This is a genomic window from Sphingobacterium arenae, from assembly GCF_014692505.1.
Classification (GTDB): domain Bacteria; phylum Bacteroidota; class Bacteroidia; order Sphingobacteriales; family Sphingobacteriaceae; genus Sphingobacterium; species Sphingobacterium arenae.
The window spans coordinates 31,123-52,813 of record NZ_JACNYK010000002.1; the positions used below are offsets into that span (position 1 = coordinate 31,123).

Here is a 21,691-nt window from a genome sequence, read left to right on the forward strand (position 1 = left end):
TTCATGAACAATATACGCGTTAAACCTGCTTTGACTGTAGCTCAGATCATCAATATGAGTATGGGCTTTTTAGGGATCCAAATGGGATTCGCTTTGCAGAATAGCAATGCTTCCCGCATTCTGCAAACATTTGGTGCTGATGTGGAGCATTTGTCTTTGTTTTGGCTAGCAGCTCCGATTACAGGAATGATTGTACAACCGATTATTGGTCATTATAGTGATCGTACATGGACAAAGATGGGCCGCCGCCGGCCTTTCTTTTTGGTGGGTGCCTTATTAACGGCAATAGCATTGGTCTTGATGCCCAATATTGCTTTGTTCACGGCAATACTTCCGCCCTTGTTGATCGGTGCTGGTATGCTCATGCTGATGGATGCGTCTATCAATGTAACCATGGAACCTTTTCGAGCACTTGTAGGGGATAACCTTCCCAGTGCTCAACGAAGTTTGGGCTTTTCGGTTCAGACTGTTTTAATAGGTATGGGGGCGGTGGTAGGTTCCTGGCTGCCTTATGTATTTGCGGAATACTTACATATACCTGCAGATGGGGGCGACGGCATCGTGCCGCAAAATGTAATTTATTCTTTTTACTTCGGTGCGTTCGTATTGATTGCAACTATTCTGTGGACTGTTTTCACGACAAAAGAATATACGCCGAAAGAACTGGAGTCTTTTGTGGGGGAGGAAGAGGTCGAAGCGGAAGCTCAATCGTCAACGAGTCATCATTTGGGTGCTATCGTTCAGGATTTCAAACGGATGCCTTTAACCATGAAAAAGCTTGGATGGGTGCAGTTTTTCTCCTGGTTTGCGCTGTTCATGATGTGGGTGTACATGACACCGGCTATTGCGGAACATGTATTTTATAGGATGGATGGAGAACGCAATCGACTTTATGCGGAAGCGGGCAACTGGGTGGGTGTACTTTTTGGTGTATACAACGGTATATCCGCCATATACGCTATTTTCTTACCGCGGCTTGCGAATCGATTTGGACGAACAAAGGTACATGCAGTCGGGTTGGTAATAGGTGGCGTTTCGTTGATTTCGATACTTTTTATTTCTTCGCCGAATATTTTGTTGTTAACGATGTTGGGAGTCGGGATAGCGTGGGGTAGCATTCTTTCTATGCCTTATGCTATTCTAAGCGATAGCTTACCTGCTCGAAAAATGGGGGTATATATGGGAATTTTTAATTTCTTCATCACTTTTCCGCAAATAGTATGTGGCTTTTTCGGTGGCATGATTATTAAATATGCTTTTGGTAGCCAGCCGATATATGGGATTATGCTAGGAGGGGTGTTTATGTTGCTAGGTGCTATTTCGGTATGGCGGATTAAAGAATAAAAAACGGGGATCAATCATCCCCGTTTTTTTTATTCATAAACACAAACTTACCGTCGAATACATCCAGTTGGATAACAGCATCTTTCGTTATTTTGCCGGAAAGGATCTCTTTAGAAAGTTCGTTGAGTACGCGTTTTTGGATAACCCGTTTTAACGGTCTTGCACCGTATACCGGATCGTAGCCCAATTGACCTAACCAATCAAGGGCGTCTTCGCTTGCGGATAAGAATATATGTTGCTCAGCAAGCTGTCTCTCTATGTTTTGAAACTGCATGCGTACAATATCGCCAATTTCATCCCGGCTCAACGGTGTAAACATGATCACTTCATCGATCCGGTTCAGGAACTCCGGTCTGATAGATTTCTGTAAGAGTTCAAACACGTCATCTTTGGTTTTTGCAATTACTTCATCCCGGTTATTGTCATCCAATTTCGAGAAATTCTCTTGAATAATATGCGATCCGGTGTTGGACGTCATGATGATGATCGTATTCTTGAAGTTGACGACACGTCCTTTATTGTCTGTGAGGTGTCCGTCGTCCAATACTTGTAATAAAATATTAAATACATCGGGATGTGCTTTTTCTATTTCGTCTAAAAGAACGACGGAATATGGCCGACGACGGACGGCTTCGGTTAACTGTCCACCTTCTTCGTAACCAACGTAGCCGGGAGGCGCTCCAATTAATCTGGATACGGCGTGGCGCTCTTGATATTCTGACATATCAATCCGTACCATGGCTTGTTCGTCGTCAAATAGAAACTCAGCGAGCGCTTTGGCAAGTTCCGTTTTACCTACCCCGGTTGTACCGAGGAAGATGAAAGAACCGATAGGGCGTTTCGCATCACTCAGTCCGGCTCTGGAACGACGTATGGCGTCAGAAATGGCTTCGATGGCCTCGTGTTGGCCCGCAACACGCTTGTGCAGTTCTTCTTCGAGGTTAAGCAGCTTCTCGCGCTCCGATTGTATCATCTTATTGACGGGGATACCGGTCCAGCGGGATACGACATCGGCGATATCTTCCGAGGTGACTTCTTCTTTCAGCATACGGCTGTCCTGCTGCTTCTCCGCCAGTTCAACCTTTAGTTTCTCGACTTTATCTTGTGCTTCCTTGATTTTTCCGTAGCGCAATTCAGCTACTTTACCGTAATCGCCGGCACGCTCCGCCTGTTCGGCTTCCAGTTTATAGTCTTCAATATATTGAATTTCTTGGTTCACTTGATCCACCAAGCTTTTCTCCGATTGCCAAGCGGCTTTTAGCGAATCACGCTCGTTGGAAAGGTTGGCAATGGTCTCCGAAAGCTCACTGACTTTCTTCTTATCATGTTCCCGTTTAATGGCTTCTCGCTCAATTTCCAATTGCATAATGCGTCTTTCGAGTTCATCGACCTCTTCTGGAACGGAGTCCATCTCCAGCCGTAGCTTAGAGGCGGCTTCGTCTATCAGGTCTATCGCTTTGTCTGGCAGAAATCTATCGGTAATATAACGCTGCGATAGCTCTACGGCGGCTATGATAGATTCGTCGAGTATACGGACTTTATGGTGTGTTTCATATCGTTCTTTTAAACCGCGGAGGATAGAAATAGCATCTTGTGTATCTGGCTCCTCGACCATAACCTTCTGGAAGCGACGTTCCAAGGCTTTATCTTTTTCAAAGTATTTTTGATATTCATTTAGCGTGGTTGCACCAATTGCGCGGAGTTCGCCACGGGCTAATGCTGGTTTTAGGATGTTTGCGGCGTCCATAGCACCTTCACCACCACCGGCACCTACCAAGGTGTGGATTTCGTCGATAAATAAGATAATTTCTCCATCGCTATCTGATACCTCTTTTACCACGGCTTTTAGACGTTCTTCAAACTCGCCCTTGTATTTCGCCCCCGCGATGAGTGCACCCATATCTAAGGAGAACACCGTTTTTGATTTTAAATTTTCTGGCGCGTCTCCTTTGATGATCCGATGTGCGATACCTTCGGCAATGGCTGTTTTACCCACACCGGGCTCACCAACTAGAATCGGATTATTCTTGGTACGGCGTGATAGTATTTGCATCACGCGACGAATTTCTTCGTCGCGACCGATTACGGGGTCCAACTTTCCGGACTCTGCAAACTCATTGAGATTACGGGCGTATTTGCCGAGGGCATTGTAAGTTGCTTCTGCATTCTGATCGGTAACCCGATTATTTCCCCGGAGTTCTTTGATCGCAAGCTTCAGGTCTTTCTCATTTACGCCTTGATCTTTCAATAGGGAAGCTGTTTTATCGCTCGAGGAAAGTAAACCTAAGAGAATGTGTTCGATGGAAACAAATTCATCATGAAACTCTTTGAGGTAACTTTGTGCCTTTTGCAATACCGAAGCCGATGTATTACTGAGGTATACGTTGCTTCCACTTACTTTAGGTAAGGAAGCTATTTGTTTGTCTGTCTCTGTTTCCAGGTAGGGGGTGTTCACGTTTAGCTTCTTTAGTAGATGGCCGATAACGTGCTCGTCCACGGTGAGGAGTGCTTTTAATATATGTGCGGGCTCGATGGCTTGCTGCTGATTACCCGACGCAATTTCAGATGCCTTTTGTATGGCTTCCTGTGCTTTGATTGTATAGTTGTTAAAGTTCATGTGTTATAATTATTTATAAGTCTTTAAAAGGCCATATGGTATATTCAGATTATCTTCGATGAGCTTGCTATGCTCCGTTATATTCCATTTGTATAGGTAATCTTGGATATAATCATATCTATTTAAAAACTGTGTAATATCTTAATTTGATGTCCTTTTATTGCTAAACAATTTAAGTGCCTTTTTGATTTTAGATTTTTATTCGGAAATTATGTCATTTTAAAATAGGGGATGAATGCCAAAATGTCTTGTGTTTATTTTTGACTTTGCTGAGTGTAAGGCGGATAGCGAGTTTTTTAAAAAAGTACTTGCATAATAGAAATAGAACTATGATATTTGCATCACCAAATCGGAAACGATTTAAGCCTCCTTAGCTCAGCTGGTAGAGCAACTGACTTGTAATCAGTAGGTCATTGGTTCGATCCCGATAGGAGGCTCAAAAATACCAAAACAATATGGCGATATGCCAAGATGTGATGGTTACCGCGCTCATAGCTTAACTGGATAGAGCACCTGACTACGAATCAGGAGGTTAGGGGTTCGACTCCCTTTGAGCGCACAAGCGAAGCCTAATTCGTTATCGGATTAGGCTTTTTTTTGAACATAAAATAACAACTTATGCTAAACCTCGTCTTATTCGGTCCTCCCGGTGCAGGGAAAGGTACTCAATCAGAAAAACTCATTGAAAAATACCAATTGGTTCATATTTCTACGGGCGATATTTTTCGTGCGCATATCAAAGGCCAAACAACATTAGGACAGCAAGTTAGTCAGATCATTGCCGATGGTAATCTTGTCCCTGATGCGATCACCATTGCGATGCTTGAAGAGGAAATTAATAAAAATCCGCATGCTAAGGGATTTATTTTTGATGGATTTCCTCGTACAGTGGCGCAGGCAGAGGCTTTGGACGAATTTATGGAATCGATCAATGAACGCATCACGGGTGTCTTGGCATTGGATGTAACCGAAGAAGAATTAAAGCAGCGTATTGCTAAACGACAGGCGATCTCTGGCCGTGCAGATGATGCTGCTGATAAGTTGACAAAACGTATCGAAGAGTATTTTAATAAAACTATACACGTATTACCATATTATGAAGGACAGGGCAAATTGTCGAAAGTAAATGGTATTGGTGACATTGATACCATTTTCCAATCGTTGACAACGATTATTGATCAGTATTAATTCTCCAGCAAAAAAGGAATAGCATTCTAGAATATGGCTCAGGGCTCAAATTTCGTGGATTATGTGAAGGTGTGCTGTCGCTCTGGACATGGAGGAGCCGGTTCGGCCCACCTACACCGCGATAAGTTCACCGCCAAAGGTGGACCGGACGGTGGTGATGGGGGGCGCGGTGGTCATATCATCCTAAAAGGTTCTTCGAATCATTGGACTTTACTTCATTTAAAATACCGTAAGCATATCATTGCGGAAAATGGGGGGCCTGGATTAAGTGCACTGCGTACCGGGGCTAACGGCAAAGATGATATATTGGAAGTACCTTTAGGAACCGTAGCTAAGGATGCTGAGACGGGCGAGATTCTGTTTGATATTACGGAAGACGGAGAGACGAAAATACTGACTCCTGGTGGAAAGGGGGGATTGGGCAATTGGCACTTCAAGTCTGCCACGCAACAGACGCCCCGCTTTGCACAACCGGGTCTTCCTGGCAAGGAACAATGGGTTATACTGGAGCTGAAAGTACTGGCCGACGTTGGATTGGTCGGTTTTCCGAACGCGGGTAAGTCTACACTGTTATCTGTCGTGTCTGCCGCGAAACCCGAAATTGCTGACTATCCTTTTACTACGTTGGTGCCAAACCTTGGTATTGTTGGATATCGGGATAATAGATCGTTTGTGATGGCGGATATCCCGGGGATTATTGAGGGGGCTTCGCAAGGGAAAGGTTTAGGTCATCGATTCTTACGCCATATTGAGCGCAATGCTGTCTTATTATTTATGATTCCAGCGGATACAGATCGCAGCATCGCAGAGGAATACGATATTTTATTAAACGAGCTAACGGCTTATAACCCGGAGCTTATGGATAAACCGCGCTTGTTGGCAATTACAAAAGCAGATATGCTTGATGATGAACTCGAAACGGAGATGGCCGAAACATTGCCTAAAGGAATATCTTCGATATTCATATCTTCTGTATCGGGTAAAAATATCCAACAGCTGAAGGATGCTATCTGGCGAGCGATTAACGACTGATAGCTGATACGCTTAAATAATAGGAAACAATTTACTTTCTACCTCGATCTTATAGTTTTCATTGAGATAAGTGAAAAAGAGCTTATTTGTGCTATTGTCGTTTTGCTCGATGAGATAAGGGATAACGACCATGCCTTGCTTTAAATGAAGTTTGTAATACCCAAACAATGTGTCGCGGTTTTTCTGAACTGATTTTATTTCGGATACGCTTACGATATCTCGCATTAAATTAAAAGACAAGGGTTGATCTTTTATATAGTCAACCAAAACTTCATACGTCTCTGGATTAAAGTAAATGCGTTGATTCTTAATGGACTTAATGTGGTTTGTATAAACAAAAAATTGACCTATAAGGTACAGACTTAATGGTATAAGTATCCAAAGGATCTTTATTTTCATTCCTAAAACCAACGTGAGCAATAGAAGTAAGAAGCCTATTCCAACGGTTCGCAATGTACTTCTTGTAACGCGGTTTATCAATGGAGATGAAGTGTCTATAACGACAAAACGTTGCCGTTGGCTGGCTTTAACGATAGACGTATTGCTTCCACTTGTCGTCAACATAAACTTTCTGGCGATAAGGTATACCAAAAGTCCGATTAAAGCGATAATAATAAAGATCTTCATCTCCTTGTTTGGAAAAAATATGTAATCTCTTGGGATTTAGTATTGTTCAGATTCATTGGGATAATTTCCGGACTTCACATCTTCGGCGTATTTTGTTGCTGCCTCTACGATACCGGTGTACATTTCCATATAGCGTCTTAAAAATTTCGGTTTGAAGTCTTTGGTGAACCCAAGCATATCGTTTACCACGAGTACTTGCCCGTCACACCCGTTTCCGGCACCGATGCCAATGGTAGGGATCGAAAGTGATTCACTGACTTCTTTCGCTAGTTTTGCGGGTATTTTTTCTAGCACAATTGCGAAGCATCCGACTTCTTGCAGTGCCAACGCATCTGACTTCAGTTTCTCCGCCTCTGCTTCTTCTTGTGCACGGACACCGAAGGTACCAAATTTATTAATGGATTGCGGTGTAAGCCCCAGGTGTCCGCAGACAGGAATACCCGCATCAATGATTTTTTTTATATTATCCAATATCTCCACACCACCTTCGAGTTTCAATGCGTGAACGCCAGATTCTTTCATCATTCGAACAGCCGATTTGAAGGCATCTTCAGCGGTACCTTGGTATTCACCAAAGGGAAGGTCTACTAATACCAGCGCTCGTTTTGCACCTCTCGCTACGGCACTGGCATGATATATCATGTTGTCTAATGTGATAGGCAAGGTGGTTTCATATCCTGCAAAGACATTCGCGGCAGAATCGCCTACTAATAAAACGTCGATACCTGCTTCGTCTAATGCACGCGCAGTAGAGTAATCATATGCGGTGAGCATACTCACTTTTTCACCATTCGCTTTCATGGCTAAAATGGTGTTCGTTGTTACTCGTTTGATTATTTTATTTACTGACATTGCTTATAGTTTGAACAGACAAAGCTAATAAAAAGTTATAGAAGTCGAGGATGTTAAAGGTATTTCTGTATTTTTGCGTTTATGCAAAAAAGCGACAATCGTTTATTTAAATTGCCGAAATTTCAAGATCTGATCCTTTTTGAGGATGATAATCTCATTGTTATCAATAAGCCTCCATTTGTAGCGTCGTTAGATAATAGGAGCGGAGATGAGGTGAATATCTTGCGCCTTGCAAAAAAATACTATCCGGATGCTCAGGTATGTCATCGCTTGGACAAAGATACCTCGGGTTTACTCTTGTTGGCTAAAAATCCAGAAACGTATCGTTTGGTGTCTATCGAATTCGAACGTCGGCGTGTAGATAAAATTTATCATGCTGTTATCGGCGGCACACATGTGTTTACTGATCTATCGGTGGATTTACCTATTTTGAATCAAGGGAATAAAAATGTTTCTATCGATCGTGCCAATGGGAAACCGGCCGAAACGATCTTTAATTCTATACAGTATTTTAGACATTTCACACTTGTGGAGTGCAAACCGATTACGGGTCGTATGCACCAGATCCGTATTCATTTGGCTACTCAACGAGCTGCTATTGTGGGGGATGAAATGTATCGCGGCAAGCCAGTTTATCTATCTCAGATTAAGAAAAGGGGGTTCACGCTGGCAAAGGGAGAGGAGGAACAACCTATTATGAAACGTTTTGCTTTGCATGCGCACCAGATTCGCTTTTCTATTGAAGGAAAGGAATATAATTTTGAAGCGCCTTATCCGAAAGATTTTGCTACCTTATTAAGGTTGTTGGAAAAGTTTGATAGTTAATAGGATGATCTTTTAAGTGTACGCTACGGGCTTTGTGATATAGAAATCTTTATAACGGAAACTTGAAGATCAAAAATCTAAATAAAATGAATAAAAAGAAAATTTGGAAAATAGTTAGCAACATCCTATTCGTAGGATTGATCATTTTCCTGATCCTACCGAGTGGTCGTACATGGATACAGCAGGGACTGATGAAGATTGGTCTATTTAAGCCCAAATTGGAAGCGCCTCGAGAGGAACCGGTGCGGGCTACGGAAGATGAAACATCATCGGGCAGTAATTATGCTGGCGTTGCTTTTTCGGATGATAATGGAAACGTGGTAAACGTGCCGGATTTAAAAGGGAAAGTTGTTTTCTTGAATTTCTGGGCTACTTGGTGCCCGCCTTGCAAAGCGGAGATGCCCTCCATCCAAGTGTTGAAAGATAAATTTAAGGGCAACGAACAAGTGGCTTTCCTTATTGTCGAGATTGAAGGAGAAAAGGACAAAGCGCGCGATTTTATGAAAAAAGGTAATATGGATTTACCTATTTATTACCCGGAGAGTCAGATTCCGGGGGAATGGTTAGGGGGTGCTATTCCAACGACCGTTATTCTGGATAAAACAGGAAAAATCGCGGCAAAACACGAAGGTATGGCGGATTATTCCCGTGCAGATGTGTCGGACTTTATTACAGAATTAATCCATCAATAAGAATGAATAGAGCAGCGTTAGTTCAACAAATTAAGACGAAAAAAAGCTTTTTGTGTGTGGGTTTGGATACCGATCTCACTAAAATACCCCCACATCTGCTGGACGATGAAGACCCTATATTTTCTTTTAACAAGGCAATTATTGAAGCGACTGAAGACCTTTGTGTGGCCTATAAACCTAACATTGCTTTTTACGAATGTTATGGTGCAAAAGGATGGCGGTCGTTACAAAAGACGTGGGAAATCCTTCCAAAAAACTGTTTGAGCATAGCTGATGCCAAACGGGGTGATATCGGCAATACATCTACAAGATATGCGAAGGCTTTCTTTGATCAGGAGGTATCAGGTTTGGGATTTGATGCGCTTACTATAGCTCCTTATATGGGGCATGATTCTGTAATCCCGTTTTTGGAGATTCCGGATAAGTGGTCTATCGTGCTGGCATTGACATCTAATCCGGGTAGTAAGGATTTCCAGAATTTTACCGCCTCATCTGGCTTAGAATTATTTGAACAGGTGTTGATAAGGGTAAGGGAATGGGGTACACCGGAAAATACGATGTTTGTTGTGGGTGCTACCCGTGGGGAAGGTTTTTTGAAGGTGCGACAGCATGTCCCGGATCATTTTCTGCTGGTGCCGGGTGTAGGAGCGCAGGGAGGTTCGCTACAGGAGGTGTGTCAATATGGTATGAATAAAGAGTGTGGTTTATTGGTAAATAGTACCCGCGGCATTATTTATGCATCTGATGGAAGGGACTTTGCGGAACGGGCACGAGAAGAAGCCTTAAAACTACAAATGGAGATGCAGATAGAGCTGGAAAGAGCTGAAATAATTTTGGCACAATAATTACTTATTGCTAGAGCATAAGAACAGCAACTTATGTATATCCGATTTATATATTTTATCGTCTTTTCTCTAGCATTGTTTTTTGCTTCTTGTAGTTCGATATATATGCCCAATGTGCCGGCAACGCCTATGTTTCAGGGAAAAGGCGAGGTGCATGCGGCTGCTCATGCCAATGTCAAAGGAAACTTAAGTGGAAGTGTGGGGGTGGCAGTGGGAAACCATGTCGCCGTCATAGCGAACGGATCTTATATTGATCAGGGTGATAATAATAATAGAAATGAGCTTTTTAAACAACATCTGATTGAAGGTGGTATAGGATATTTCACTCGAATTGGCAAGGAAAAGAGACAGGTACTGGAGTTATATGCGGGTTATGGTATAGGATCTTCAACAGAGATAGATCGTCGGGCTTCTACAACGGGTATGATGCCGGTAGAAACGAGAGTAGCGGATTTCGATAAGATTTTTGTTCAGGTGAATTACTCCTCCACTCGTAAACGGAAATTAAATTTATTCGGCAAGCCACGCGCGTTGAACTATGGTACCGCAATCCGCGCAAGTCGGGTGGCGATGCAAGAGTTTACAATTAACGGTCTAAATAGTCCAATGGAAGAGGCTTTGTTTATCGAGCCACTATTTTATACGCGTATGGAGTTGAATAGGGGCTTTCAGATTCAATACACGAATGGCTTTAATTTTAATGTGGTTGATAATACTTATTTAAAAGCTGGAAATGCCGTATTTACGTTAGGTTTGACGTATCACTTTGGTGGAAAAAACAATAAAAAGGGAAAATAATAAATTAGATATGAAAAGAAAGAATATGAATATCCTATGTATAATGTTTATAGGATTACTAGTGAGTGGTTGTGCAATTAATAAAAAACAAATTGACGCACTTGCGAATTGCGACTATACGGTTGAGTCTCTTCAAGATATTCGTTTGGCGGGTCGGGATATGGGTAGCTATACAGGTAAAGAGGGGGTGAATTTGGCGTCTCTTCCAGGGATAGCTGTGGCTATGTTGCGCCAGGATTTACCTTTGGAGGCGCGCATAAATATGAAAGTTAGTAACCCTACGACGACGACGACTAAAATTAATTCCTTTAAGTACTTAATTGAAATTCAGGGGAAACCGCTTTTTGAAGGAACCGTAAATGAAAATCTGCATTTAGCAACCGGTGAAAGTACCGTTGTCCCCTTGACCTTCAAAGCGAATATCTTCGGTACAGCGAAAGAAAACGGTATAGAAAGTGTATTAAATGAGCTTTTTACCAGAAAAGGAGAGGGTTTTCTAGTTCTTAAAATAAAGCCGTCTATTAAGATCGGAAATAGTAATATTTATTACCCAGGCTATATTACGGTAGATAGGAATCTGGCGAAAAGCATTGGGAAATTAGTTATGTAATTTTGTCTGTTCTTTTTTCTAAAAAAGAACGAAAACCGAACGAAGTGAGCTCATGAACGCTAAAAATAAACACGTGTTCATAAAAGCGTCGCTTCGGATATTTGAGAAGGATGGTTCGTCCTAAGGATGAGTTTCTACATGCCTCAAACATCCGTATGCGACATTTAATGTTAAAGGAGAAGTTAATCCCTATTAAACGTATATCCCACGGTCCATTCAATGAAATCAGCCTTCCCTTTATGGGCTTTGATGGAAATGCCGGCATTATAGTTTTTGTAAACATAATATCGGGCTCCCGCTCTTAAAAAGACAGGGTTTATTTCTCCGTTGAAATTTCGTTTGTGAATATAATATCCCACGTTCCCATTCAATACGAGGTTGCGATTTAATACGTGTACTAAATAAAAAGAGGGACCACCGGATAACTTAGCACTTAGTTTGCCACTATCGTCTCCCGCGATTTCATCGTAGTTCCCCGAAGCCGAGTAAAATATATCGAAACCACCGCCCATTCGCCACTTATGTGACACGTGCTTACTGGCGTAAGCACTTATCGTCGTCTTAAAAAAACGCTCGTCCTTGTCTTTATCTAATTGTTTCCAACCTGCCCCGTAGTTAATGTGGTATAGTATTTTATTGCTATAGGGTTCTACCTTGCTTTTGTCAGGAAGAACGGTCTGCCCATTGGGTTGATAGGTAATCGAGGCTGTAAGCGGAATCAAATTAACGCCTTTGTTGGGTAACCGAAGAGCGCCGTTTGAAAAATGATGATAGGCTAAGCCCAGACCTACACGCCAGTTGGGGTTGATTTTATATTGACTGCGTATACCGAAATCAATAAAAACATTATTCTTGGCGCCGATGACAACATTCAAAGGGTTAGTTTCTGGATTGTATGGTTTAAAGTTACCTGAAATACCGAGTCCGATGCGGTAATCGAATCCCCAGCGTTTGTTCCTTAGGTTTCCAAATGGGGATTGCATAAAACCATATATTGCATAAGGGCTGCCAATAATATCGGTATTAAATGTACTACTATAAAAGCCTATTCCGTATATTGGGTTATTGTATAATGCAAAATAAGGGTCGTCTGACTTCTGGATTTTCCAGCCTATTTTTAAATTGACGCCATTATAGTAAGCGCTTTCAAAAGTAGTACGCCGTATGTCTTTCGCAGCTAGTATGCCACCGTTTTCCATCTCCAACTCTATAATAAATGCATTCTTTACAGTTGGATTCGCGGGTGCGACAGTGTCTGTCTGTGCGGATAGACGTAAAATCGTGGTCAACAACAAGGATGTTAAAACTATTTTTTTCAATATTTTCTCTTCAATAGTCATAAATTGGTGCCAAAGATATTATTTTTTTTTACGTTATGCTGCTTGGTTTCGCGTGTAATCGGCGATATTTCAGTCATTTTATGAGATTATTTACACATATTCTTTTTTGTAACTTGATTGTTGTAAAAAAGACTTAGTGTATTTTTTACAATATTATTCCTATATTTAATTCCGATTTGTAAAAATCTAGATTAATGATGGTACAAAAAGTAAAGAACGGTGTAATTATTTTTACATTAGTGACGGCTGGTTTACTTTCAAAGGCGCAGCAGAAGCACGAACGTTACATTCAGAAAATTGAGGGAACTCATTTGGAATTTTCTATGGAAGCCATTCCTGGAGGAATATTTCTTATGGGCAGCGATAAAGGGGGGAAAGCGGATGAAAAACCGGTCCATAAAGTAGAACTTGACCCGTTTTGGATGGGCACCTATGAGGTAACTTGGGATCTATATGAGCCTTTTGTCTACAAGGATTTAGAACAGACAATCGCTGTCGATGGTAAAGTGGCGGCTGAGGTAGATGCTATTACGCGCCCCACAAAACCTTATTTAGACATGACTTTCGGTATGGGGAAAGAGGGGCATCCGGCGTTGGCGATGACACATTATAATGCTATTCAATTCTGTAAATGGATTTATATGCGTACAGGTGTATTTTACAGGTTACCAACGGAAGCTGAGTGGGAGTATGCTTGTCGTGCCGGCTCTACATCGGAATATTTTTTTGGGGACGACGCTTCGCAGTTAAGCGAGTATGCGTGGTTCGCATTGAACAGCAATGAAAAAACTGCTCCTGTAGGAACAAAAAAACCGAATGCTTGGGGTTTATTCGATATGGCGGGAAATGTGGCGGAATGGACTTTCGATCAATATGTTGCGGATTATTATATGCAATTCGAGGGCCAGACAACTAAAAGCCCTGTTGCTGTACCGACGGAACTATACCCGCATAGTGTAAGAGGTGGTTCTTTCGAAAGTCAAGCAGATGAGCTTCGATCGGCTGCCCGTATGGCATCTGATCCTATATGGAAGCAGTTGGATCCACAAATACCGAAATCGAATTGGTGGTTTCCAGAAGCTCCATTCGTGGGACTACGTCTTGTTCGTCCGGTGAATACGCCATCGCAAGAAGAGATAATGGCTTATTACAATCAAGAGCCTATAAAAGATTTTTAATAAATAATAGATTATAATACCTGAACTAATGCAACATTTTAAAAGGAGAGATTTTATCAAAGCTGGATCCGCACTAACCGGAGCTGCCGCATTGTCTTCCATGCCGGTATCTGGTGTGTTCGCTGCTGGAAGCGATGTTATCAAGATCGCATTAATTGGTTGTGGCGGACGTGGTACCGGTGCGACATTTGATGCTTTTGCTTCTGGACAAAACATTAAATTGGTCGCGATGGCGGACGCTTTCGAAGATAATTTGGAAAAGACGTATCAAACTATAAAGGAGAAGTTTGGTGACAAGGTTGATGTGCCTGATAGTCGTAAATATGTCGGATTCGATGCTTACAAGGAAGCGATTAAAGATGCCGACGTGGTATTGCTAACGACACCTCCGGGGTTTCGTCCTATCCATTTTGAGGAAGCGGTAAAGGCGGGTAAGCATATTTTTATGGAGAAACCCGTTGCTGTGGATATTCCCGGTATAAGAAAGGTGCTTGCGGCAGCGGAAGAAGCCAAAAAGAAAAAATTAAATGTTGTGGTAGGGTTACAGCGACGCTACCAGACGAATTATCGGGAAGCCATCAAACGTATACAGGACGGTGCCATCGGCGATGTGGTCTCTGGACAGGTTTATTGGAATAGTGGTGGGGTATGGGTTCGACCACGCAAACCAGAGCAATCCGAAATGGAATATCAGATGCGCAATTGGTTTTATTTTAACTGGCTTTGTGGTGATCATATTGTGGAACAACATGTGCATAATATTGATATAGCCAATTGGGTAAAAGGAAAATATCCTATTTCTATTCAAGGGACGGGCAGTAGAGCTCATCGAACAGGAAAGGATTATGGTGAAATCTACGATAACTTCGCTATTGAACTCACCTATGATGATGGCGCTGTGGTGTATAGCCAATGCAGACATTTTGAAGGTGTGTCCAATCGCGTAGATGAAACATTTCAAGCAACCGGAGGAAGGGCTTATCTCTCGGCGGGCAATCAAGCGGTGTTGTGGGATGCAAAAGGGAATGAAATATACCGTCATGATCCGAAAGGGAATCCCAATGCTTATCGACAGGAGCACAAAGAGCTTTTTGCGGCCATAGCAAAAAATGAATATGCTTTTGACGATACGCAACATGGAGCCTATAGTACACTTACAGGTATCATCGGCCGTATAGCTTGTTACACGGGTAAGGTAATTAAATGGGATGAGGCGATATCCTCAACAGTTGATTTATCTCCTAGTGTGTATGCTTGGGACGCGCTCCCTAGTATCGTTCCGAACGAAAATGGGGAATACCCTTATGCTATACCTGGAAAGAACACGGAACTTTATATCTAAAGGTGTTTAAAGGTGTATTTATATTATATTTAATAAACATAGGTTGTTTTGTTTATGCGCAACAACCTAAGTTTATTATTGACGGTCAGGCACAGGGTACTTCTTACGGTGTCCAATACTATGCGCCAAATTCTGTCGTTTCTAAAAGAGAAATAGATAGTGTGCTGAGCGTTATTGACAAGTCAATGTCTCTATATGATAACCAATCGCTTATAACGGCTTTTAATAAAGCAGATCAAAGTATAGCGTTGGATGAGCATATGAGTAATGTGGTAAGGCGTTCGTTCGAGATAAACCGTATATCGAAAGGGATTTTTGATATTACCGTAATGCCCCTAGTGAACTTGTGGGGATTTGGACCAAATCGTGTCAAGGAATTTCCGCAACCACAGATAATTGATAGCATATTACAATTCGTAGGAATGGATAAACTCGCATTAAATAATAACAATACGTTAACCAAGAAAGACAAGAGAGTACAGGTGGATTTAAATGGAATAGCACAGGGGTATTCCGTGGATGTTGTTTCTCAATTATTGGACAGTAAAGGTATTGAAAATTATTTGGTGGAATTAGGTGGGGAAATAAAGGTAAAAGGTTACAAGGATGTTCATGTTCCTTTTGAGATTGCTATCGAAAGCCCTAAAAACGGAAAGTATTCGGATGTTATATTGCAATTGACAGATAGGGCGGTAACTACGTCTGGAAACTATCGACGGGCTTTTGATGTTGATGGTCGCCGTATTCATCACCATATCAATCCCAGCGATGGTTATCCTGTGCAAAACAACGTTACGAGTGTTACGGTTATTGCACGTACAGCGATGGATGCAGATGGTTATGATAATGTTTTTATGGCAATGACGCCAGAAGAAGGTGTAAATTTAGCCAATAGCTTAAAGGATATTGAGGTCTATATTATTTATGAGGATAATGGTCAATTTAAAGAAGCTTTTTCGGCAGGATTTCATCAATATATAAGGAATAATTAACCGATTAAATTTAATATAATGAAACGAGGAGATTTTATAAAAAGTGGAGCGGCACTTATTGGAAGTGCAACGCTTTTAGGAAATGAAACGATGGCAACAACAACACAAAATAAAGAGGGAAATACCTTCCAATTAGATTATGCTCCACATCAAGGCATGTTTTCGACGACAGCGGGTAAAGACTTTGTGGATGAAATCAAGTACATGCACGAACTCGGGTTCCGCAGTATCGAAGACAATGGCTTACCAACCCGGCCGGTAGAAGAGCAAGTGAAAGTGGGAGAGACCTTGGCAAAATTGGGGATGCGCATGGGCGTATTTGTTGTACCTAAAGGCGGAAACGGTGCGAATACATTAGCTGCAGGGAAACAGGAACATATCGACATCTTCTTGAAAGGATGTAGAGAATCGGTGGAAGTTGCAAAACGTGTTAACGCCAAATGGGTAACGGTTGTTCCTGGCAATTATCAGCGTAACTTACCTATAGGTGTGCAAACGGCTAATGTGATTGATGGATTAAAACGCGGTGCTGAAATTTTTGAACCACATGGTATCACGATGGTATTGGAACCATTAAGCGATACGCCGGACTTATTTCTTCGTTTCACCGATCAAACATATGAGATCTGTAAGGCAGTAGGAAGTCCATCTTGTAAGATTCTATATGATGCGTACCATCAACAAAAAAATGAGGGAAATCTTATCAACCTTATGGACATGTGCTGGAGCGAAATTGCTTATATCCAAGTAGGAGATAATCCAGGCAGAAAGGAGCCTACGACTGGAGAGATCAATTATAAAAATGTATTCAAATGGTTGAAAGAAAAGGGGTATACCGGTATTGTTGGAATGGAACACGGCATGTCAAAATCGGGTGTAGAGGGAGAAAAATCCTTGGTCGCCGCTTACCGAGAGGTCGACAATTTTTAAGTGCATTATAGAATATAAAGGAGAAGTAATATATTTATACAGAAATAAACCTATTAGCAGATGTCAACATCCATAAGATTTAAATTGTCGTTTATGATGTTCCTCGAATTTTTTATTTGGGGAGCATGGTTCGTAACATTGGGAACTTTCCTGATTCAAAATTTACAAGCGGAACCCTTTCAAATTTCCAACGTATTTTCGACGCAATCACTCGGCGCTATTATTGCGCCTTTCATTATTGGTATGATTGCCGACCGATATTTTAATGCGGAAAGGATTCTGGCTATACTACATTTAGTTGGTGCGGTTCTGATGTTCCAAATGTATAAGGCGACCGATATCGCTACTTTTTATCCTTATGTTTTGGTGTATATGATTCTTTATATGCCTACATTGGCATTGGTGAATTCGGTTTCTTTCCGACAGCTAACCAATCCGGAAACTCAATTTTCAAGTATTCGTGTATGGGGTACAATTGGTTGGATTATAGCTGGTTTGGCCATTAGTTTCTTATTTCGATGGGATTCACCCGAAGGTGCACAAGAGGGTGCTTTACGGAACACTTTTTTGATGGCAGGTGTCGCTTCTGCAATATTGGGGCTATTCTCGTTCACCTTACCTAAAACGCCTCCGATAAAAGTAGATTCTGGGGATAAACCATCATTTGCTTCTATCATTGGTTTAGACGCTATAAAGCTGTTGAAAGATAGAAACTTTTTGATTTTCTTTATTTCATCTATCTTGATATGTATACCCTTAGCTTTTTATTATTCTAATGCCAATCCTTTTTTGGTGGAAATTGGTTTATCAAATGCAACGGGAAAAATGGCTATTGGACAGGTTTCTGAAGCTGTATTTTTATTATTGCTTCCTGTATTGTTTGTCCGGTTTGGTTTTAAAAAGACTATTCTAATCGGCATGCTGGCATGGGTGGTGCGTTATCTTTTGTTTGCATATGGAAATGCGGGAGATTTATCGTTCATGTTAATTATCGGTATTGCTCTACATGGTATTTGCTACGATTTCTTCTTTGTTTCGGGACAGATTTATACAGATAGCAAAGCGGGAGTAAAATATAAAAGTGCGGCTCAAGGGCTGATTACCTTAGCAACCTACGGTGTGGGGCAGTTAATAGGTTTTTGGGTTGCTGGTTTTATTGGAGACAAATATCAAAGTATTAAAGAAACAGATGTAGCTGCGTTTTGGCAACAAACATGGATTGTGCCAGCGGGTATTGCATTTGTCGTCATGATATTGTTCATGATTTTATTTAAAAATGAGAAAATAGAGAGTAAAACAGTATAAACAACAAAACTAAAAATAGAAAAGTATGGCAGATAATGTATACGATGCAATTGTCATCGGATCAGGCATCAGCGGTGGTTGGGCAGCGAAAGAGTTGACGGAGAAAGGGCTGAAAACCATTATGCTAGAGCGTGGGAGAAACGTTGAGCATATAAAAGACTATCACGCGAATAAAGATACATGGGAATATCCGCATAGAGGGGGGCGGACCAAACAAATGGAGAAAGATTATCCTGTGTTGAAGCGAGATTATCCATTGAATGAGAAGAATTTAGATTTTTGGGTAAACGAAAAAGAAAGTCCCTATACAGAAAAAAAACGGTTTGACTGGTATCGCGGCTACCATGTGGGGGGGCGTTCACTTATGTGGGGACGTCAGAGTTATCGTTTTTCTGATTTAGATTTTGAAGCAAATATAAAAGATGGCCATGGTACAGATTGGCCGATTCGGTACGCTGATATAGCACCGTGGTACAGCTATGCGGAGAAATGGGCGGGTATTTCTGGTAACCGTGACGGTTTAGATGTGTTACCAGATGGTGATTTCCTGCCAGCAATGGATTTTAATGTGGTGGAGAAAGATCTAGCTGCTCGCTTACAAAAAGAATACAGTGGAAAACGCCACTTTATTATGGGACGAACAGCCAACATCACCAAACCTCATCACGGACGTGTTAACTGTCAATATCAAAACCAATGTTGGTTGGGATGTAACTTCGGCGCTTATTTCAGTACGCAGTCTTCGACATTGCCTCCGGCTATGGCAACGGGAAACTTAACGCTTCGTCCGTTTTCTATTGTAACACGTATCCTATACGATAAGGATACGCAAAAGGCAACAGGAGTGGAGATTGTTGATGCAGAAACCAACAAAACATATGAATTTCATGCGAAAGTTATCTTTGTATGTGCTTCGGCATTTAATTCGACATGGGTATTGATGAATTCGGCTACCGATGTTTGGGAAGATGGCTTAGGAAGTAGTTCTGGCGAGCTTGGTCATAATGCTATGGATCACCATTTCCGCTGTGGGGCCGGTGGCACGATAGAAGGTTATGAGGATAAATATATTTTTGGAAGACGGCCAACGGGCTTATATGTGCCTCGCTTTGTAAATATACCGAGCGATGATAAAAAGCGTGATTATGTTCGTGGATTTGGTTACCAAGGTGCTGCAAGCCGTGGCAGATGGCAGGGTGAAGTTGCTGAAATGAGCGTTGGTGGCGATTGGAAAGATGCGATGTTGGAACCAGGTAACTGGAGTGTCGGCTTTGGCGCATTTGGCGAAATATTGCCTTACCATGAAAATAGGATTTATCTCGATAAGGATAAAAAAGATAAGTGGGGCTTACCGGTATTGGCGATGGACATGGAAATTAAGGATAACGAATGGAAAATGCGTCCGGATATGATGAATGAGATGAAAGAGATGTTGGAGAAAATCGGCGTTAAAAACGTTCATACCTACGATAATACGTATGGATTTGGCCAAGGAATTCACGAAATGGGAACGGCTCGAATGGGAACTGATCCAAAAAATTCAGTTTTGAATAAACATAATCAGGTTTGGGATGCAAAAAATGTGTTCGTGACTGACGGTGCTGCCATGACATCGGCAGCTTGTGTCAACCCGTCATTAACTTATATGGCGTTAACGGCACGTGCGGTCGATTTTGCAGTGAGCGAGCTTAAGAAAGGAAATCTATAAATCAGCTTATCTACGATAAAGTATCAAATCATGAAAGAAACAAATAGTTCAAGAAGGAATTTTATAAAGGGCGCAGCTTTAGCGGCGGCAGGTTTTATGATCGTCCCGCGGCATGTCCTTGGCGGAAATGGATTTACTGCACCAAGTGATAGATTATCTATCGCTGGAATAGGTGTGGGAGGCAAGGGGCATGGGGATATTATGTCTTTTCACAAAAGTGGGAAAGCAGAGATCGCATTCTTATGCGATGTTGATGACCGTCGTGCTGCGGGAACCGTTAAAAATTTTCCGAAAGCGAAATATTACAAAGATTATCGGGAAATGCTGGACAAGGAACATAAGCATATAGATGCTGTTTCGATCTCTACTCCTGACCATGGTCATGCGATTCAAACCTTAGCTGCTATGGAATTGGGTAAGCACGTATATGTGCAAAAACCGTTAACACATGATGTTTGGGAAGCGCGTGTATTGACAGAAGCAGCAAAAAAATATAAAGTCGTAACACAAATGGGGAACCAAGGTGCTTCCAACGATGGTCCCAGAGAGATTAGGGAATGGTATGAGGCTGGTTTAATTGGCGATGTACACACCATTTACTGTTGGACGGATAGACCCGTATGGCCGTCGGGAATTCCATGGCCGACGCAAACAGCACCTGTACCAAATGAGTTGGATTGGGATCTTTGGCTGGGAACAGCTCCGTACAAAGACTATATTGAAAAATTGGTGCCATTCAACTGGCGAGGTTGGTGGGATTATGGAACTGGTGCGTTAGGAGATATGGGGTGCCACCTTTTGGAAGTACCTTTTAGTACCTTAGGCCTTCAATATGTAAAGGATGTGCAGGCTACGGTAGGTACGATCTATGTGGATGAATTCAAACGAGGCTATTTTCCGGAAAGCTGTCCACCGTCAAGTCATGTTACCATGACCTTCCCTAAAACCGAGAAGACCAGTGGGCCAATTACATTACATTGGATGGATGGAGGGATACAGCCCGCACGTCCAGATGAATTAGAACCTAATGAAGTTTTCGGTGATGGTGGTAACGGTATCTTGATTGTTGGAACAAAAGGAAAGCTGTTAGCAGATACTTATGGTGATAATGCCCGATTGCTTCCAACTAGCCGTAAAGAAACTGTAGCGCAGAAATATGCTCGTGTTCCAGGTAAAGCAAGTGGTCACTACGCGCAATGGGTAGAAGCTTGTATCGCAGGCTATGGAAATATGGAAGTAAGTGCGCCATTTGAGATTTCGGGCCCGCTTACCGAAGCAATCCTTATGGCTAACTTAGCGATTCGTGGTGCGGATCTTAAGGTAGACAATAAATTTCCTGGAAGGAACCTTAAATTACTATGGGATAAGGATCAAATGAAAGTAACTAACTTTGACCTGGTAAATCAGTTTGTGAAAAGGGAATACCGTCAGGGATGGGATATAAATTATAATATTTAATTTTAAGC

At 41.8% G+C, this 21,691-nt stretch carries 19 protein-coding genes and 2 tRNA genes; 17 read left to right on the top strand and 4 right to left on the bottom strand.

Annotation, left to right across the window (positions count from 1 at the left end):
• The first annotated feature begins 3 nt into the window (after window positions 1-3).
• Complete coding sequence (locus H8B17_RS06535; RefSeq protein ID WP_190308412.1) at window positions 4-1,344, top strand: MFS transporter; 1,341 nt, start codon at window positions 4-6, stop codon at window positions 1,342-1,344.
• A gap of 10 nt (window positions 1,345-1,354) precedes the next feature.
• Here H8B17_RS06535 and clpB read toward each other — a convergent pair whose 3' ends face one another.
• Window positions 1,355-3,961, bottom strand: coding sequence for an ATP-dependent chaperone ClpB (gene clpB / locus H8B17_RS06540; RefSeq protein WP_190308413.1), 2,607 nt, complete (start codon window positions 3,959-3,961; stop codon window positions 1,355-1,357).
• Between the two features lie 364 nt (window positions 3,962-4,325).
• Here clpB and H8B17_RS06545 point away from each other — a divergent pair.
• The 4 genes from H8B17_RS06545 (at window position 4,326) to obgE (ending at window position 6,181) form a co-directional block, all read left to right on the top strand.
• A tRNA-Thr gene (locus H8B17_RS06545) sits at window positions 4,326-4,398 on the top strand.
• Between the two features lie 48 nt (window positions 4,399-4,446).
• A tRNA-Arg gene (locus tag H8B17_RS06550) sits at window positions 4,447-4,520 on the top strand.
• 59 nt (window positions 4,521-4,579) lie between these two features.
• Window positions 4,580-5,149 (top strand): adenylate kinase, encoded by a 570-nt coding sequence (locus tag H8B17_RS06555; RefSeq protein ID WP_190308414.1) that lies wholly within the window; start codon window positions 4,580-4,582, stop codon window positions 5,147-5,149.
• A 33-nt stretch (window positions 5,150-5,182) separates the two neighbouring features.
• Complete coding sequence (gene obgE, locus H8B17_RS06560) at window positions 5,183-6,181, top strand: GTPase ObgE (protein WP_190308415.1); 999 nt, start codon at window positions 5,183-5,185, stop codon at window positions 6,179-6,181.
• A gap of 12 nt (window positions 6,182-6,193) precedes the next feature.
• Here the strand turns inward: obgE and H8B17_RS06565 are convergent, their stop codons facing one another.
• Window positions 6,194-6,808 (bottom strand): hypothetical protein, encoded by a 615-nt coding sequence (locus H8B17_RS06565; protein ID WP_190308416.1) that lies wholly within the window; start codon window positions 6,806-6,808, stop codon window positions 6,194-6,196.
• A gap of 36 nt (window positions 6,809-6,844) precedes the next feature.
• Window positions 6,845-7,660: a 3-methyl-2-oxobutanoate hydroxymethyltransferase gene (gene panB / locus H8B17_RS06570; RefSeq protein WP_190308417.1), complete on the bottom strand. Its 816-nt coding sequence runs from the start codon at window positions 7,658-7,660 to the stop codon at window positions 6,845-6,847.
• Window positions 7,661-7,741: 81 nt separating this feature from the next.
• On the opposite strand from panB, the gene H8B17_RS06575 reads away from it, so the two are divergent.
• From H8B17_RS06575 to H8B17_RS06595, 5 genes are all read left to right on the top strand, one after another.
• Complete coding sequence (locus tag H8B17_RS06575; protein WP_190308418.1) at window positions 7,742-8,485, top strand: RluA family pseudouridine synthase; 744 nt, start codon at window positions 7,742-7,744, stop codon at window positions 8,483-8,485.
• An 86-nt stretch (window positions 8,486-8,571) separates the two neighbouring features.
• Window positions 8,572-9,177 (top strand): TlpA family protein disulfide reductase, encoded by a 606-nt coding sequence (locus H8B17_RS06580; protein WP_190308419.1) that lies wholly within the window; start codon window positions 8,572-8,574, stop codon window positions 9,175-9,177.
• 2 nt (window positions 9,178-9,179) lie between these two features.
• Window positions 9,180-10,022, top strand: coding sequence for an orotidine-5'-phosphate decarboxylase (gene pyrF / locus H8B17_RS06585; protein WP_190308420.1), 843 nt, complete (start codon window positions 9,180-9,182; stop codon window positions 10,020-10,022).
• Between the two features lie 33 nt (window positions 10,023-10,055).
• On the top strand, window positions 10,056-10,820 hold the full coding sequence (locus tag H8B17_RS06590; RefSeq protein ID WP_190308421.1) for a hypothetical protein: 765 nt from the start codon (window positions 10,056-10,058) through the stop codon (window positions 10,818-10,820).
• A gap of 10 nt (window positions 10,821-10,830) precedes the next feature.
• Entirely contained in the window at window positions 10,831-11,430 is a 600-nt protein-coding gene (locus H8B17_RS06595) for a hypothetical protein (protein ID WP_190308422.1), read from the top strand.
• Window positions 11,431-11,612: 182 nt separating this feature from the next.
• On the opposite strand, the gene H8B17_RS06600 is transcribed toward H8B17_RS06595, so the two are convergent.
• On the bottom strand, window positions 11,613-12,749 hold the full coding sequence (locus H8B17_RS06600; RefSeq protein WP_223816409.1) for an acyloxyacyl hydrolase: 1,137 nt from the start codon (window positions 12,747-12,749) through the stop codon (window positions 11,613-11,615).
• Window positions 12,750-12,964: 215 nt separating this feature from the next.
• On the opposite strand from H8B17_RS06600, the gene H8B17_RS06605 reads away from it, so the two are divergent.
• Genes H8B17_RS06605 through H8B17_RS06635 form a run of 7 tightly spaced genes read left to right on the top strand, consistent with a single transcriptional unit; the run spans window position 12,965 to window position 21,683 of the window.
• Window positions 12,965-13,948 carry a formylglycine-generating enzyme family protein gene (locus H8B17_RS06605; RefSeq protein ID WP_190308424.1) on the top strand — a complete coding sequence of 328 codons (984 nt, stop codon included), beginning with the start codon at window positions 12,965-12,967 and terminating at the stop codon, window positions 13,946-13,948.
• A gap of 28 nt (window positions 13,949-13,976) precedes the next feature.
• A complete protein-coding gene (locus tag H8B17_RS06610; RefSeq protein ID WP_190308425.1) occupies window positions 13,977-15,290 on the top strand; it encodes a Gfo/Idh/MocA family oxidoreductase in 1,314 nt (437 codons plus the stop codon).
• 2 nt (window positions 15,291-15,292) lie between these two features.
• Window positions 15,293-16,282: an FAD:protein FMN transferase gene (locus tag H8B17_RS06615; RefSeq protein WP_190308426.1), complete on the top strand. Its 990-nt coding sequence runs from the start codon at window positions 15,293-15,295 to the stop codon at window positions 16,280-16,282.
• A gap of 18 nt (window positions 16,283-16,300) precedes the next feature.
• Window positions 16,301-17,212: a hydroxypyruvate isomerase family protein gene (locus tag H8B17_RS06620; protein ID WP_190308427.1), complete on the top strand. Its 912-nt coding sequence runs from the start codon at window positions 16,301-16,303 to the stop codon at window positions 17,210-17,212.
• A gap of 60 nt (window positions 17,213-17,272) precedes the next feature.
• A complete protein-coding gene (locus H8B17_RS06625) occupies window positions 17,273-18,517 on the top strand; it encodes an MFS transporter (RefSeq protein ID WP_190308428.1) in 1,245 nt (414 codons plus the stop codon).
• 25 nt (window positions 18,518-18,542) lie between these two features.
• The gene (locus H8B17_RS06630; protein WP_190308429.1) at window positions 18,543-20,225 is read left to right on the top strand and encodes a GMC oxidoreductase; all 1,683 of its coding nucleotides are present in this window, start codon (window positions 18,543-18,545) and stop codon (window positions 20,223-20,225) included.
• A gap of 30 nt (window positions 20,226-20,255) precedes the next feature.
• Window positions 20,256-21,683 (top strand): Gfo/Idh/MocA family protein, encoded by a 1,428-nt coding sequence (locus tag H8B17_RS06635; protein WP_190308430.1) that lies wholly within the window; start codon window positions 20,256-20,258, stop codon window positions 21,681-21,683.
• The last annotated feature ends 8 nt before the right edge of the window (window positions 21,684-21,691 follow it).

Excerpts from the sequence above, each read along its gene's own strand:
- H8B17_RS06630 (WP_190308429.1), top strand. The coding sequence starts at position 18,543 with ATGGCAGATAATGTATACGATGCAATTGTCATCGGATCAGGCATCAGC.
- obgE (WP_190308415.1), top strand. The coding sequence starts at position 5,183 with ATGGCTCAGGGCTCAAATTTCGTGGATTATGTGAAGGTGTGCTGTCGC.
- H8B17_RS06580 (WP_190308419.1), top strand. The coding sequence starts at position 8,572 with ATGAATAAAAAGAAAATTTGGAAAATAGTTAGCAACATCCTATTCGTA.
- H8B17_RS06565 (WP_190308416.1), bottom strand. The coding sequence starts at position 6,808 with ATGAAGATCTTTATTATTATCGCTTTAATCGGACTTTTGGTATACCTT.
- H8B17_RS06635 (WP_190308430.1), top strand. The coding sequence starts at position 20,256 with ATGAAAGAAACAAATAGTTCAAGAAGGAATTTTATAAAGGGCGCAGCT.
- H8B17_RS06590 (WP_190308421.1), top strand. The coding sequence starts at position 10,056 with ATGTATATCCGATTTATATATTTTATCGTCTTTTCTCTAGCATTGTTT.
- H8B17_RS06610 (WP_190308425.1), top strand. The coding sequence starts at position 13,977 with ATGCAACATTTTAAAAGGAGAGATTTTATCAAAGCTGGATCCGCACTA.
- H8B17_RS06605 (WP_190308424.1), top strand. The coding sequence starts at position 12,965 with ATGATGGTACAAAAAGTAAAGAACGGTGTAATTATTTTTACATTAGTG.
- H8B17_RS06555 (WP_190308414.1), top strand. The coding sequence starts at position 4,580 with ATGCTAAACCTCGTCTTATTCGGTCCTCCCGGTGCAGGGAAAGGTACT.
- H8B17_RS06595 (WP_190308422.1), top strand. The coding sequence starts at position 10,831 with ATGAAAAGAAAGAATATGAATATCCTATGTATAATGTTTATAGGATTA.
- pyrF (WP_190308420.1), top strand. The coding sequence starts at position 9,180 with ATGAATAGAGCAGCGTTAGTTCAACAAATTAAGACGAAAAAAAGCTTT.
- H8B17_RS06575 (WP_190308418.1), top strand. The coding sequence starts at position 7,742 with ATGCAAAAAAGCGACAATCGTTTATTTAAATTGCCGAAATTTCAAGAT.
- H8B17_RS06535 (WP_190308412.1), top strand. The coding sequence starts at position 4 with ATGAACAATATACGCGTTAAACCTGCTTTGACTGTAGCTCAGATCATC.
- H8B17_RS06625 (WP_190308428.1), top strand. The coding sequence starts at position 17,273 with ATGTCAACATCCATAAGATTTAAATTGTCGTTTATGATGTTCCTCGAA.
- H8B17_RS06620 (WP_190308427.1), top strand. The coding sequence starts at position 16,301 with ATGAAACGAGGAGATTTTATAAAAAGTGGAGCGGCACTTATTGGAAGT.
- clpB (WP_190308413.1), bottom strand. The coding sequence starts at position 3,961 with ATGAACTTTAACAACTATACAATCAAAGCACAGGAAGCCATACAAAAG.
- panB (WP_190308417.1), bottom strand. The coding sequence starts at position 7,660 with ATGTCAGTAAATAAAATAATCAAACGAGTAACAACGAACACCATTTTA.